11 protein-coding genes are annotated in these 15,183 nt (G+C 26.7%); 10 read left to right on the forward strand and 1 reads right to left on the reverse strand.

What is annotated here, in order from left to right; all coding sequences use genetic code 11:
• Positions 1-74 precede the first annotated feature (74 nt).
• Positions 75-449, forward strand: a complete 375-nt coding sequence (locus J2Z24_RS08390) for a DUF134 domain-containing protein (protein ID WP_035148111.1) — start codon at positions 75-77, stop codon at positions 447-449.
• A gap of 81 nt (positions 450-530) precedes the next feature.
• Positions 531-935 (forward strand): tRNA (N6-threonylcarbamoyladenosine(37)-N6)-methyltransferase TrmO, encoded by a 405-nt coding sequence (tsaA, locus tag J2Z24_RS08395; RefSeq protein ID WP_035148109.1) that lies wholly within the window; start codon positions 531-533, stop codon positions 933-935.
• A 207-nt stretch (positions 936-1,142) separates the two neighbouring features.
• Here tsaA and J2Z24_RS08400 read toward each other — a convergent pair whose 3' ends face one another.
• Positions 1,143-2,228, reverse strand: coding sequence for a YibE/F family protein (locus J2Z24_RS08400; RefSeq protein WP_085059061.1), 1,086 nt, complete (start codon positions 2,226-2,228; stop codon positions 1,143-1,145).
• 339 nt (positions 2,229-2,567) lie between these two features.
• Here J2Z24_RS08400 and J2Z24_RS08405 point away from each other — a divergent pair, with 339 nt between their 5' ends.
• The 8 genes from J2Z24_RS08405 to J2Z24_RS08440 all read left to right on the forward strand — a co-directional run bounded on the left by J2Z24_RS08405 (position 2,568) and on the right by J2Z24_RS08440 (position 15,145).
• Positions 2,568-4,268, forward strand: a complete 1,701-nt coding sequence (locus J2Z24_RS08405) for a molecular chaperone HscC (protein ID WP_035148107.1) — start codon at positions 2,568-2,570, stop codon at positions 4,266-4,268.
• Positions 4,269-6,821, forward strand: a complete 2,553-nt coding sequence (locus J2Z24_RS08410; RefSeq protein ID WP_035148105.1) for a tetratricopeptide repeat protein — start codon at positions 4,269-4,271, stop codon at positions 6,819-6,821.
• Positions 6,822-6,870: 49 nt separating this feature from the next.
• Entirely contained in the window at positions 6,871-7,920 is a 1,050-nt protein-coding gene (locus J2Z24_RS08415; protein ID WP_051593269.1) for an SDR family oxidoreductase, read from the forward strand.
• A gap of 58 nt (positions 7,921-7,978) precedes the next feature.
• Positions 7,979-9,013, forward strand: coding sequence for a hypothetical protein (locus J2Z24_RS08420; RefSeq protein WP_035148103.1), 1,035 nt, complete (start codon positions 7,979-7,981; stop codon positions 9,011-9,013).
• Between the two features lie 311 nt (positions 9,014-9,324).
• Positions 9,325-9,795 carry a peptide-methionine (R)-S-oxide reductase MsrB gene (gene msrB, locus J2Z24_RS08425; RefSeq protein WP_035148100.1) on the forward strand — a complete coding sequence of 157 codons (471 nt, stop codon included), beginning with the start codon at positions 9,325-9,327 and terminating at the stop codon, positions 9,793-9,795.
• A 396-nt stretch (positions 9,796-10,191) separates the two neighbouring features.
• A complete protein-coding gene (locus J2Z24_RS08430) occupies positions 10,192-12,351 on the forward strand; it encodes a YhgE/Pip domain-containing protein (protein WP_035148098.1) in 2,160 nt (719 codons plus the stop codon).
• Positions 12,352-12,364: 13 nt separating this feature from the next.
• Complete coding sequence (locus J2Z24_RS08435; RefSeq protein WP_035148097.1) at positions 12,365-14,530, forward strand: YhgE/Pip domain-containing protein; 2,166 nt, start codon at positions 12,365-12,367, stop codon at positions 14,528-14,530.
• A 375-nt stretch (positions 14,531-14,905) separates the two neighbouring features.
• On the forward strand, positions 14,906-15,145 hold the full coding sequence (locus tag J2Z24_RS08440) for a class I SAM-dependent methyltransferase (protein ID WP_051593268.1): 240 nt from the start codon (positions 14,906-14,908) through the stop codon (positions 15,143-15,145).
• Positions 15,146-15,183 lie beyond the last annotated feature (38 nt).

Raw genomic sequence — 15,183 nt, forward strand, 5'->3', positions numbered from 1 at the left:
TTTATTAGTCTATATGTAAAAAAATTATTATGTATAGATTAAAATAAATCTTTTAAATGGAGGTATATTAAGTAATGGGAAGACCAAGAAAATGGAGAAGAGTTTGTACATTACCCCAAGTTGATAAATTTGGACCTGTAGATATACTAAACGGTATAAGTGAATCAATAATAATGACAGTAGAGGAATATGAAACTATAAGACTTATGGATTTAGAAGGATTAACTCAAGAACAATGTGCAGATACTATGGGAGTTGCACGTTCTACTATACAAAGAATATATGATGATGCTCGTAAAAAAATGGCGGATAGTTTAGTAAATGGTAAAATATTAAAGATAGAAGGTGGTGACTATAAGCTTTGCAGTGATTTTGAAGATAAAGTAAATTGTGATGAATGTATTCGTGGCAGACATAGATACGGAAGAAATAGAAAAGTGGAGGACTAGACATGAATATTAATTTAGAACATGTTTATTGTACTATAAAAAATGAATTTAAAAAATCATTTTCTAAGAGAGGTGTAAATAATGGAAATTATATTTAGTCCAATAGGATATGTTGAATCTCCATTTAAAAATTTAAATGACATACCTAGACAAAGTGTTTATGCCAATGATAAAAAAGCAACTATAAAAATATTAAATGAGTTTGTTGAAGGAATTAAAGATATAAAAATAGACTCTTATATTATTGTGTTGTTTTATTTTCATCAATCAAAAGGATATAAATTAACTCAAAAGGCTAAAGACACAAATGAATTTAGAGGAGTTTTTTCTACGAGATCTCCTAACAGACCTAATGGCGTAGGCATGTCTATCGTAAAAGTTATAAACATTTATGACAATACAATAGAAATTCAAGGTGTTGATATGATTGATGGAACTCCTATAATAGATATAAAACCTTATGTTTCTGAATTAAATCCTATTTAATGATGTATTTTTCTTAAGCTTAATTGTACTTGGAAAAATGAATAAAATTAACAACTTTTTTTAATTAAAAGTATATTTAAAGAAGGATTGATAATTAGATGTATAGTTATACAAAAAATATTAATCCTTCTTTATTTAAGTTTTTAAATAAATAACAAGATATGATATTTTAAATGAAAAATATAGTGGTTTATTGTTAAATAGAAACTAATCCATAAGAACTCTACTTATTACAGTTAATGGAACTGATAAAATAATTCCCATGCTACCAGCTAAGGAACGTAATATTTCTATTGATATTTCTTGAAGATTTGCAATATATGTAAAATTAATATTATAAGCTACAAAAATCATTAAGGTAACTAGCGAACTACCTACATAAGCTAATATTAATGTGTTACACATTGTTCCTATAACGTCTCGTCCAACATTCATTCCACATTTAATAAACTCTAGATTAGTAATATTTTTATTACTTTCTTTTATTTCATTCATTGCTGAAGCAACAGACATACTCATATCAATATTTGCACCTAGAGCTCCTATTACAACACTAGAAAAAAATATAGATTGAAAATTAAAATTTATATTTTCAGATAGTCTTGAAAGTTGTACTATTTCTTCAGAATTCATAGATATATTTAGACTATTACCCATTAAGTATGTTACTAATGCAGCTACTGTTATACCACCTACAGTTCCAATTAAGGAAGAAAAGGATTTTTTATTTAAACCATTTTGAACAATTAGAGAAAAGAAAGATATAATTAAGCTACATATAATAGAAAGTTTTATAGGATTATATCCACTAAGCAAACCAGGAATAAATAATATAGAAATAACACATATAGTGAATGTAACAGAAACAAGGGCTTGTAGTCCCTTTATTCCACCAATAACAAGGATTAATAATGCAAAACTACAAACTAAGTATAGTAGTTTTCTTTCTCTTATATACTCATATACAGTTATATCAAAATTATTTTCATTAGAACTTCGTATCATAAGTAAAATCGTATCTTTAGGTTTTAATAGAAGCAAATTGTCTCCTCTTGATAGATTGTTATCAACAGTAAATTCTTTACCTTTAAGTTTTCCTTCTTTTATAAGTACTTTTATTTTTTGATAATCTGTAGAATTGGATGGTAATATTTCTTTAACAATTGCTCTACTAAATTCTTCATTGGATGAAGAATTGTCTTTATGAACTTTTACGTTAAAAGGAGATAATAGAAAAAGTAATGCAAATAAACCTATTGTCAACATTAAACGAAAGAAGGGAAAAATGCGCATTATAACACCTCACTTTAATGTAAAATATTTACAATAAGTATACTACATAATTTCTAATTTGTGAATATTTATATGTGCATAAAAAAATAGTAACTCTAGACTATATTACATATTTACTTTATAAAATCATATGATAAAATTATTGTATAAAAGTGGAATAAAATTCATTATAAAGATAAATTTTGTGTTAATAATGATATATATGGTTATTCATAGATTAATTTAGAAATGAAATAGTATTTTCTTGTAAAAATGTTAAGTAAATATTATAATTACATTATAATATTTACTTAACAAAATTATATACATTATTTAATAAATTCTTTGAGAGGGATAAATATGATTAATATAGGAATTGATTTAGGAACAACGAACAGTTTAGTATCTCATTGGACAGAAGATGGTCCTGTTATTATACCAAACTCTTTAGGTGAACGTCTTACACCGTCTGTAGTAAGTATAGATGAAAATGGTGAAGTGTTAATTGGTAAAATTGCAAAGGAAAGGCAGGTAATCCATCCAGAATTAAGTGCTTCTATATTTAAGAGAAATATGGGAAGTAAAAAAATATGTAAGCTTGGAGATAAAGAATTTTTACCAGAAGAATTATCTGCTATTATATTAAAAGCTTTAAAAGAAGATGCCGAGCATTTTCTAGGAATACCTATAACAGAAGCAGTAATAAGTGTACCTGCATATTTTAGTGATGCCCAGAGAAAAGCTACTAAAAGAGCAGGTGAGTTAGCAGGATTGAAAGTAGATAGATTAGTTACTGAACCAACAGCAGCAGCACTAGCTTATGGATTACATAATGAAAAGTCAGATACCAAATTTTTAGTGTTTGATTTAGGGGGAGGTACTTTCGATGTATCTATTTTAGAGTTATTTGATAACATCATGGAAGTAAGGGCTGTTGCAGGAGATAATTATTTAGGGGGTGAAGATTTTACTGAGGCTTTAGAAGAACTATTTTTAAAACATTATGATTTAAATTCTAAAGATTTAGACCACAAGAGTAGTGCGTTATTAAGAAAGGAAGCAGAAGTAGCAAAAAGAGCCTTGGGCGAAAATAGAGTTGTTACTATTAATTGCCCTATAAATGGAGAAACATTATCCTGTGATATAACTATAGAAGAGTATGAAAAAGCTATAAAAAACTTATTAAATAAGCTAAAAGAACCAGTGGAAAGAGCATTAAGTGATGCATCTTTAAAGCTTAGTGATATAGAATCCATATTATTAGTAGGTGGGGCTACCAAGTTGCCTTTAATTAGACATTTTGTAAGTAAGTTATTTGGTAAGTTGGCTTATGTAAATATTAATCCGGATGAAGTAGTTGCTCTTGGAGCAGCTGTACAAGCTGCCTTAAAAGGTAAGAATTCGGCTTTTAAAGAAATTATACTTACAGATGTCTGTCCTTATACTCTTGGAACAACTATTTCTGTAAAGAAGTCTTATGGATATTATGAAACAGGACATTTCTTTCCTATAATTGAGAGAAACACTACAATACCTGTTAGTAAAGTTGAGCGTTTATATACAATATATGATAATCAAAAGGTAATTAATGTAGAAATATTACAAGGAGAAGCTCGTTTATCTAAAGACAATATATATCTTGGAGAATTAAATATACCAGTTCCACCACATAAGGCAGGGGAAGAGGCTATTGATGTTAGATATACCTACGATATTAACGGTATATTAGAAGTAGAAGTAACAGCGGTATCTACTGGTGTAAAACGAAATATTATTATTGAAAAAAATCCTGGATATATGAGTAAGGAAGAAATTGCAGAACGCATAGAAAGCTTATCTTATCTAAAAATTCATCCTCGTGAAAACTATGAAAATAAGCTTGTTATTACAAGAGGAGAGAGATTATTTGAGGAAAATTTGGGGACTACTAGACAGGAAATTGGAAGACTTTTAAGTAATTTTGAAGATGTATTACAAAGGCAAAATTTAAAAGAAATAGAAGAGGTTAGAAAAGAAATTAATGAAATATTCGATACTATAGATACTAGGGGAGGATTTTAGATGGATTGTTTTGAAATATTGAATATCAATGAAACAAAAGATACAAAAGAAATTAGAAGGGCCTATTCAAAGTTATTAACTAAATATTCACCAGAAGTAGATCCAGAAGGATTTCAGAGACTAAGAGGCGCCTATGAAGAAGCTCTTTTAAAAGCTAAAGAAGATGAAAGTTTATCTAAAAAGCAATTATCCCCTCTAGATAAATTTATGAAAGAATTCGAAGAGATTTATAAATGTTTCCAGAAAAGAGTTGATAGTCAGTGTTGGACTGAATTATTAGAAAAAGATATTTGTTATAATATTGATACATCTGGGAAAGTAAGTGATAGAATTTTAAGATTTATTATGGAGTATTATAATTTTCCTCATGAAATATGGCAATTGTTTGATAGCTATTTTTCTTGGAGTGTAAAAAAGGATAAACTATACAATGATTTCCCTAAAAATTTTATTGATTTTGTAATATATAAAATTAATAATAAAAGCACTTTTCGTTATAAATATTTAAGAGAATGTAAAGGAGATGATGGAGATAAATTTATTACAGAATATAACAAAATTTATAATGCTATAGAAGACTTTGATTTGTATACTGCCAATAATTCTATTAAGGTTGCAGAAAAATTTTGTCCTACTCATCCAGATTTATTAATATTAATTGGAAGATATTTAACTATTAATGGTAAAATGGAAGAAGCTATTAAGTTGTTTACTGATATTATTAGTAATGATAAAGAGGATTTAGATGCTTATTTTTATAGAGGAGACTTATATTATAGAATTGGTAATTTAAAAGAGGCTTATAATGATTATAAAATGGTATTACATATAAAGCCAGATTTTTTTGGAGCATTGTATGGATTAGGAAAGTGTTGTATTATTTTACAAAAATACGAAGAAGCTATAGAACATTTAGAAAAGTTATGTGAATTAGTACAATATAGACAGGATATAAAGATAATTTTAAATTCAACTTATAATTTCTATACAGACAGCCTTTTAGAAGCTATTGAAGAAGATACTACAAATAATAATCTAAAATATAAATTAGCAGAGATTTATTTTAAAACTAATAAAACAGAAGAAAGTTATAATATATTAAGTGAATTAATGCAAAGTACTAATGTTACTAGTGAAATATATTCTTTATTTTGCCAAGTATTAAGAGATTTAAAAAATATTGAATTAGCTTATAGTACTGTTTGTAAAGCAGTAGATTTATTTAATGATGATTATAAATTAAATTTTCTTAAGGCTGACATTTTAGATGAACTTGGAAAATATGAAGAAGCTATTGAACAATATGATAAAATTCTAACTTTAAAGGAAGAAGAAGCTTCAGTTCATAACAATAAATCATACATATATAATATTTTAAATAGACATAATGAAGCCTTAGAATGTGCTCATAGAGCAATAAGTATAGATTCTAATATGGCCCATGCATATAAAAATAAGGCAGCAGCACTTTTAGAACTGGGGCTTTATGAAAATTGTTTAGAAGCTTGTGAACAAGCTTTAAATATTTATCAGTATTTAACAGAAGTTTATATAATAAAGATGAAAGCTTTTATTAATATTAAATTATATGATGAAGCTTTAAGAGTTTATGATAATGCCAGTGATTTAGGATTAAGAGACAGTAAATTATATTATGAAAAAGCAATAGTTTTAATTATTTTGGACAGATTTGAAGAAGCTATTAATTATTGTGACCGTGCTATGGAAATAGAACCAAATAATTCAGATTTCATTTATCGTAAAGGACTTTGTTACTATTATAAAGAAGATTATGGCCAGGCCATAGAATGGTTTGATAACGCAATAAAGCTGAATTCAAGCTATGGAGGGTCTTACTATTATAAAACATTGAGCTTAATGTATAGCTCAATGGAAAAACAAGCATTAGATGTAATAGATGAAGCAATTAATTTAAATATAGAACACCCAGATAGTTTTTATGATTTAAAAGGATTAATAATGAGAAAAGAAAATAATTATGAGGAAGCTGTTGTTCAATATAGAAAAGCTATTAGTTATGAGCCAGCTGTTGGTCAGTATTATTATTTATTAGCAGATTCCTTAAGTGAACTAGGTAAGTTTGAAGAAGCAATTGAATATTTTAAAAAGGCTATTGACATAGATCCAAATCAAGAAGATTGGTATGTTGATATGAGTTATTCTTTATATAATCTTAATAAATATAATGAATGTATTAAGTATTGTAATAAAGCAATTGATATTAATGATGAATGTGTTATAGCTCATCAAAATAAAGGTTGGGCATTTTTTAAATTAGGAAATATAAAGAAAGCAGAAGAAGAGTGTACTACTGCTTTAAAATTAGATGGAAATAATTCAGGGGTTTTGTTGCTAAAACTTAGAATTCTACAATATAAAAAGTTATATCAAGATGCACTTATAGTGTGTGATAGAATGTTAGAATTAGATGAAGATGATGAAAAGGTAAAAGGAATTCGTCAGGATTTACTTAAAGAAATAAATAAATCTAAAAGTGAGAAAAAGGGGTTTTTTGGTTCCTTATTTAAATAATTAGTGAAAAGTATTAAATTAGAGTAAATTAATTTTTAGGAGAATTAAAATGGAAAGATGTTATATATGTAGAAAAGAACTAAGAGAAAAACATGATAGTTATCATAGATTATGTAAGGAATGTGGAGAATCTAATTTAATGGAAAGAAAGAGAAAAGGAAATTTATCAAATTATATTATTTTAGTTACAGGAGGAAGAATAAAGATAGGATACTATACAGCTTTAAAACTACTTAGAGCAGGAGCTAGAGTAATAGTAACTACAAGATTTCCTTTAAACGCATTGAGTACATATTCTAAAGAAAAGGATTTTGAAAAGTGGAAAGAAAATCTTATAATTTATGAAATAGATTTAAAAAAGGTTGGAGAAATAGAAGCATTTATACAATATATCCAAATTAATTTTCCTAAGTTAGATATAATAGTAAATAATGCAGCACAAACTATAAAGAAAAGTAAAAAATATTATGCAGAACTTGAGGAAGCAGAAGAAAAATTGAGCTCAATTTATTTAAGTGAATGTAAATATCCACAGCTAAGATGTATAAATACACTAAATAATCAAATATGCAAATCGAAATCAAAAGACATTATAAATCTTGAGGAAACAGAAGATTATAATTCATGGGTTGCAAAACCAGAGGATATTTCATTATATGAATTTTTAGAAGTACAAATTATTAATTCAACAGCTCCATTTATGCTTTGTACAAGGTTAAAAGAAAGTTTAAAGAAAAGTGATAATATGAATAAATTTATTATAAATGTGTCTTCTGTTGAAGGAATGTTTAGTGAAAAGAGAAAGTCAAGCAAACACATACATACTAATATGGCTAAAGCATCTTTGAATATGCTAACAAAGTCATTATCAAAAGACTATGCAAAATATAGAATTTTTATATATAGCGTAGATCCAGGATGGGTTTCGAATCAATTTCCAAAGAATTGGAATGGAGTCTGTGATGAAAAATTTAATGCTCCATTAACTTATGAAGATGCAGCAGCTAGAATATGTAATCCAATTTTTAAGTACTTAAATAGTGAAAAATTAGATGAGTTTGGAGTGCTTTTAAAAGATTACAAAAAACAGGAGTGGTAAAAGGAGTTGTTGAAATCCCTTATTACATAAAAGATTATACAAAGAAAGAGAGAAAATTATGAAGCTTTGTAGAAATAAATGGTGGATTATTAAAGAATTTTATACAGTTAAACATAATCAAAAGAAATATGAAATACCTCAAAAAGCTATTAACGAAAATATTGAAGATAAATTATTAAATTATAATATGAATGTAAAAAGCTTTAAAAGTTTTATTAGCAATTTTTATAATAAAAAGTTTAAAGACAAGTTTAAAATTGTTATAGGAGAAGATATATCCTTTGAAAGAATATTTTTAGATATTGATGATATTTCTATAGACATTAATGATAAAATTTATTTGATTATAATGTTTTTTGATGAAATAAATAAAACTTGCTATAAAAATATAATTGAAGATGTTGGTATAAAAATACATTTTAATTTTGTGGATAAATGCTATAGGATAACTAAAAGAAATTCAAAGATATTGATAAAAAATATATTTGATAAAAATATATTTGCTTGTATATACAATTATTTTTGTAGTGAAATTGGAAAATATGAAGCATTAAATGATGAAGATAAGATCAGAAAAATTTCTAATAAATACAAAGTTAGAGTAGATTTTACAAAAATAAAAAATAGTTATGCATACAGTAGTAATCATATTATTCTAAGTAGAGAAGCAAATTTAAAGGAGCTTTTAATGTTTCTTGAGAAGGGTAATAGTATAATAGTAGAAAATTTTTTAAATTATTTTGCCTATTATGTATTAAATATAGACGAAATAAGATTTAGACTTCACTTTCATGATATAAATGGAAGAACCTCTGAACAAATAGATAGTTATTACAAGAAAAAAAGGCATAAAGAACCATATATGTGTTATTTATTAAAAGAATTAAAACCAGCAAAGCCAAGATATATTATTGATAAATTAAAGTATATGAATTATGTATCTATAAATAGACAAGTAATAGAAAATAAAGAATGTATAGAATTTAGTATTGATTTAAATAATAGAAATGTAAAAAAGAATTATTTAATGAATATTATAACTAGCAGAGGAATGCTTATTTATAATTATACAAATAGTCATATTAAATATTAACAGTGGAGTGGGGAGCGACCCCAATCTTTCGCGTGGTGCTGAATGTTTTAATTAAACTACTCCAAAGGTCAATTAAGATAAGAAAAAATCCTAAGTTGAGGTAAGGCTTTAATTACCCTTGACATTGATATTATAACATATAATTCTAGTTTTATAAATATTTATTGAAAGATTGATAGTGTTTTACTCAATATTTTCTTCATCTGAAATGCTATGATAATTAGAATGGCAATTGGGTTATTTATAGAATTGCCTTTATACTTGAATATAATAGAGAAATTAATGAAAAGCTAATATTTGAGGTGAACGTTATGGAAAACAAAAAGTATGCAAAATTAAAAGATGAGGAATTGAGAAAAAAGCTTACTCCACTTCAATATAAAGTAACACAAGAAAGTGCTACAGAAAAACCTTTTAAAAATGAGTATTGGAATAATAAAAGAGAAGGAATATATGTTGATATATGTAGTGGAGAGCCTTTATTTACATCAAGGGATAAATTTGATTCCAGATGTGGTTGGCCAAGTTTTAGTAAGCCTATAGATAGATTGCAAATTAAAGAGAAGGCTGATTTTACATATAATATGCATAGAATAGAAGTAAGAAGCAAACTTTCTGATTCTCATTTAGGTCACGTATTTAATGATGGTCCAGATGAAAAAGGCGGATTAAGGTATTGCATAAATAGTGCAGCTTTGAGATTTATATCTGTTGAGGACTTGGAAAAGGAAGGGTATGAAGAATATATAAAACTTTTTAAAAACAATGATAAATTGGTTTAAAATATACACAGCTATATATTTTATATAAATTAATAATATATTTGGAAGAAATTTATGAAATTATATATCCATGAGCAGTGCGAAACTCATGGATAATTTTTTTATAAAAATTTTAGTAAATTCCCAAGTATATTTTTCGATAAGTTCAATATAATTCAATGAAGCAACAAGTTAAAGAAGTTGGTAAAAATTTAAATGTGAAAAGTTTATAAACAAAATACAAATTGTATTTATAAATGTTCATTATTTTGATATTATAATTAAATAAATTTTTATACTAACCAGTCAGTATAAAAAGAGATTTAAATTTGTAGTTTCAAACTTAACGCATCTGAAAAGAAATATAGATGTAATAGATATTTTGTTAAAGATGTTTAATATAAGGAGGAAAATCCAATGCAAAATACTTTAAAAGTGTTTAAACGAGACATAAAAAGTATATTAAAGAATCCTGTAGCTATGTTGGTAGTTATAGGAATATGTTTTATACCTTCTCTGTATGCATGGGTAAACATAAAGGCTTGTTGGGATCCTTATGAGAATACAAGTACTATTCCCATAGCAGTAGTAAATAATGATAAGGGAGCAACTTTTAATGATAAGGAATTAAATATAGGTAATGATGTTATAAAAAAGCTAAAAGATAATCATAAGATTGGATGGAAGTTTGTTAATTCTAAGCAAGCAGAATTAGGAGTTGTGGATGGCACATATTATGCTACTATAGAAATCCCAGAGAATTTTTCAAAAGATTTAACAAGCTTGGTATCGGACAAACCTAAAAAACCTGAAATAGTGTATAAAGTAGATACTAAAACTAATCCAGTAGCCACTAAAATTGCAGGGGCAGCAAAGACAACTTTAATTGACGAAATCACAACTAATTTTATATCAACAGTTAATGAAACAGTATTTGATTCGTTCAATGACATGGGGGAAGATTTACATGAGCAAGAGAAAAGGATAATAAGAGTTAAAGACTCCATAATAAAAGCAGATAAGAATATGGAATTTATACTTGCTACATTAAACAATGTTAATAGTAATTCAACTAACTTATCAAAATATTTATCTGAAATTAAAACTACTATGCCAGATATAGCTAAGGGGATTAAAGTAATAGGGGAAAATAAACAAAACAATAAAAACTTTTTAATAAATACTAAAGACACTTTAAATAGTGCTTTTGATAATGTTGATTTTACATTTAAACAAGTTCAAAGCTCTACAGAACGTATACAAGATTTATTACAACAATTAGCTATATCAGGTAGTGAAAACACTGCTGTAGATATAAATGATATATTGTCTAAAATAAGTACAGAAATAAATTCAGTTAATAACCGTATTAATAGATTGACAGTATTTTTGGAAAACATAAATGATCTTCATCCTAATAAAACTGTATCTAAAGTAATGGTTAGCTTAAAAGATATAATGGAAAATTTAGATAAACAAAAAATTGCTTTAGACAAATTACAAAAACAAGTAAGAGAAACTAATAAAGTTAATCAAGAATTAATAAACACAATTATGAGTAATATAAATAATATTCATAAGGACATAACAAGTGAAATAAATGATTATAACGTACAAGCCAGACCACAATTAAACAATATAGTGGGTAATCTTATAAAAGCAACAGATGATGCTTCAAAGCTTATTGATTTATCTCAAGGATTAACTACTGAAATAGATAAATTATTAGGTTCAGGAGCAGAAGGAGCTGAGTTAGCATCACAGATATCTGAAAAGTTATATGATAGGTTAACTGAGTATAAAGATATTATAAGTAAAATTAGTGATAAATTGAACACTGTAGATAACAAAGATTTAGTAAAAATAATATCAATACTTCAAAGTAATCCTGAGTTTATGGGAGATTTTATATCCAATCCATTTAATTTAAAAGAACAACCTATATATAAAATACCTAATTATGGTTCGGCAATGACACCAGTTTATACAGTACTTGCTCTTTGGGTAGGGGGATTAATTTTAACATCTGTGTTAAGAATAGATGTGGTAGATTTTGAAGGAAGTCAAAATATAACAATAAGACAAAAATATTTTGGTAAAATGCTTACATTTATTACTCTTGCATTAGTACAAGGACTTGTGGTTTCTATAGGAAACAAGGTTATTTTGGGGGTGTACACAGTAAATACTTTTCTTATGATACTGTTTGCACTAATAACCTCACTTACTTTCTCAATAATAATATATACTTGTGTAGCATTGCTTGGTAATATAGGTAAAGCTTTAGCTATTGTATTAATGATTGTACAACTTGCAGGAAGTGGCGGAACTTATCCTATACAAGTTGATCCTATGATATTTAGAGTACTTCAACCATTCTTTCCATTTACTTATGCTGTTGGAGGATTTAGAGAAGCTATAGCAGGCCCCCTTGTATCTAGTGTAGTATTAGATTTACTAGTATTAATTGTAATGGCAGTAATTTTTATAGTTATAGGATATTTCTTAAAATCTCCATTACATCATAAAGTAAATAAATTTGAAGCTAAGTTTAAAGCATCAGGAATTTCAGAGTAAAGAAGGTAATGGAATGAAAAAGATTTTTAAGATTTTTAGAAATGATTTAAAAAGTATAGTAAAAAATCCAGTGGCACTGTTTATAGTTACAGGATTATGCATTCTTCCTTCATTATATGCATGGATTAACATAAAAGCATGTTGGGACCCTTATGCTAATACTGGGAATTTACCCGTTGCAGTAGTTAATAATGATGAAGGTGCAATGTTTAATGAAAAATCTATTAATGTTGGAAATGAGGTAGTAGATTCCCTTAAGAAAAATAAGAAGATTGGATGGATATTTGAAGATGAATGGCAGGCAAACAATGGATTAAACGAAGGTAAATATTATGCCATAATAGAAATACCAGCAAATTTTTCAAAGGGATTAATAAGTTTAGCAAGTACAAATCCTCAAAAACCTAATATAATATATAAAGCAAATGAAAAGGCCAATGCAATAGCTACGAAAATTACAAATGCAGCTAAAGAAAGCTTGACAAGAGAGATAAAAGCTAACTTTGTAGATACTGTAAATGAAAAAGCCTTTGAAAAGTTAAATACAGTAGGTGGAGAATTAGAAACTCACAAAGCTCAGATATTACAATTAAATGATATTTTAAATTCTTCTATCAATGAATTAGGAAAGGTTAAAAATTATATAAATACAGCGAATAATGATTCAGCAAGCTTACATCAGTATTTAAAAAAAGTACAAAATGATATACCCATGCTAACGGAGCAATTAAATACTCTTCAAAAAGCCACTAATGAAAGTAAAAATCTTATGATGTTAACACAACAAACAGTAAATTCTTTAGGTGGAAATATAAATAGTGATATAATGCAGATTGAAACAACTAATAGAAAGGTTCAGAAGTTAATAAGGGAATTAAAAGAATTAAATAATACTTCAAATGATTTAACACAAATAATAAAAGATACTGAGGACGTAGATAGGCTGCTTAAAATAATGGACAGTTTAATAGATTCAAGAATTAGAATATTAGAAGCACTTAATGATTTAAAAGATAGTAAAGGTATTTTTCAATTTATAGACTCATTAAAAAATTTAAAGAAGGCTATAAAAGATGCAAAAAATATTTCAAGCAGTATAAGCTTTTCTGTTAAAAATGGAACTGCAACTAAAGAACATATAAATGAAATGTTAGACACATTATCTAAAACAAGTAATGAAATTTCAGATCAGGTTGGCACTTGTTCTAACGCTCTTTATTCAACAGTTATACCTACACTTAATAGTGTTGGCAATGGAGTAACTACAGGATTAACTAATGCAGATGAAGTTTTAGACGGTATAAAGGTTATAGTACCTCAGATTAATGTTTTAGCTAAGTTTGGAGTAGCAACTAGTTCCTTAGCTATTGATGAAGGAAATAAACTAAATGACAAACTTACAACTTTCCAAGGGGATTTAAATAAGTTAACAGAAAAAACCAAGGACTTAACAGAAGAAAACTTAAATGAAATACTGGATCTAATGGAGAAAAATCCAGATGAGATGGCTTCATTTATATCTTCACCAATTAAAGTAACAGAAAAAGAAGTTTATGATGCAGGTATATTTGGAGTTGGACTAACACCATTTTACACAGTACTTGCAATTTGGGTTGGGGCATTATTATCTTCAGCATTACTATCAGTAGAATGTGAAGAAAAGTTTAAGAAAAAAGAAAAAATAAGTTTATGTCAGGAACATTTTGGTAAGATGCTATTGTTTTTAACTATAGTAATAATACAAGCCATTATTGTTACTTTAGGAGATGTATATATATTAGGTGTAAATGTAGCGGATATGAAGCTTATGATAGAATTATCAGTGCTAACGGCAATTACTTTTACAATTATAATATATACTTTAGTATCTATGCTTGGTAATGTAGGAAAAGCTATAGCTGTAATAGTGATGGTATTTCAAATAGCTGGAGCTGGTGGGATATATCCAATACAAACTAATCCAGAGATTTTTGGAAGAATGCAATTTCTATGGCCATTTACTTATGCAATAAATGGATTTAGAGAGGCAATAGCAGGTCCTATATGGGAAAGTGTTAATAAAAATTTATATGCATTATGCATTTTTGCAGGTGGATTTTTAATCCTAGCTATTTTAAAAAGACCAATTCATAAACTATCACATGCTATGGATCATAAGTTTAGAGAATCTGGACTTTAAAAAATAAAAATTTCCAACCATGATTATAGGCTGTGACCTGCTTTATTATAGTGGAAAGATTATAGTGAGGTAATAAGTTATCTATAATTGTGCAAGGTAGATTCTTATATTCTTTAAACTTAACTAAAATTTTAAATGAATTTTAGTTAAGAAAAAGGGAAACGGATTCAATATAGTAACTTAACTATATTGAATCCGTTTCTTTTTTATTTAATTATATGAAAAGCGTAACAAAACCATAGTATTATTTATACTATTTGTGATATATTTTAAAATTATTTAATGGTAAAATATAACTTGTAAATCATTCATTAAATGTATAATATAAAACTAATTGTGTATTTTAAGTATACAAGATAAGAAGGGTGTTGTATATTGGAGGGAGATTATAAGGAAAAATCAAGAAAAAGCTTTGATAAACAAGCTAAGATATATGATTCTAGTAACTATAGCAAATACTCAAGGCAATGCTATCCTTATGTATTAGAGGAACTAGCTAAAATAAAATTTAACAATATTTTGAATTTAGGTTGTAGAACAAGTGGTGTATTATCTCTATTGCTAGAACAAAAACCTAATGTGAAAGCTTATGGATTGGATTTATCAAATTTTTAATATTATATTTATTACTGTAATTTTTATAATAATATTTA

The sequence above is a fragment of the Clostridium tetanomorphum genome, from assembly GCF_017873215.1.
Taxonomy (GTDB): Bacteria; Bacillota; Clostridia; order Clostridiales; family Clostridiaceae; genus Clostridium_AO; species Clostridium_AO tetanomorphum.

Coding starts and splice junctions, on each gene's coding strand:
- J2Z24_RS08420 (WP_035148103.1), top strand. CDS start 7,979: ATGAAGCTTTGTAGAAATAAATGGTGGATTATTAAAGAATTTTATACA.
- J2Z24_RS08415 (WP_051593269.1), top strand. CDS start 6,871: ATGGAAAGATGTTATATATGTAGAAAAGAACTAAGAGAAAAACATGAT.
- J2Z24_RS08430 (WP_035148098.1), top strand. CDS start 10,192: ATGCAAAATACTTTAAAAGTGTTTAAACGAGACATAAAAAGTATATTA.
- J2Z24_RS08410 (WP_035148105.1), top strand. CDS start 4,269: ATGGATTGTTTTGAAATATTGAATATCAATGAAACAAAAGATACAAAA.
- J2Z24_RS08400 (WP_085059061.1), bottom strand. CDS start 2,228: ATGCGCATTTTTCCCTTCTTTCGTTTAATGTTGACAATAGGTTTATTT.
- J2Z24_RS08435 (WP_035148097.1), top strand. CDS start 12,365: ATGAAAAAGATTTTTAAGATTTTTAGAAATGATTTAAAAAGTATAGTA.
- msrB (WP_035148100.1), top strand. CDS start 9,325: ATGGAAAACAAAAAGTATGCAAAATTAAAAGATGAGGAATTGAGAAAA.
- J2Z24_RS08405 (WP_035148107.1), top strand. CDS start 2,568: ATGATTAATATAGGAATTGATTTAGGAACAACGAACAGTTTAGTATCT.
- tsaA (WP_035148109.1), top strand. CDS start 531: ATGGAAATTATATTTAGTCCAATAGGATATGTTGAATCTCCATTTAAA.
- J2Z24_RS08390 (WP_035148111.1), top strand. CDS start 75: ATGGGAAGACCAAGAAAATGGAGAAGAGTTTGTACATTACCCCAAGTT.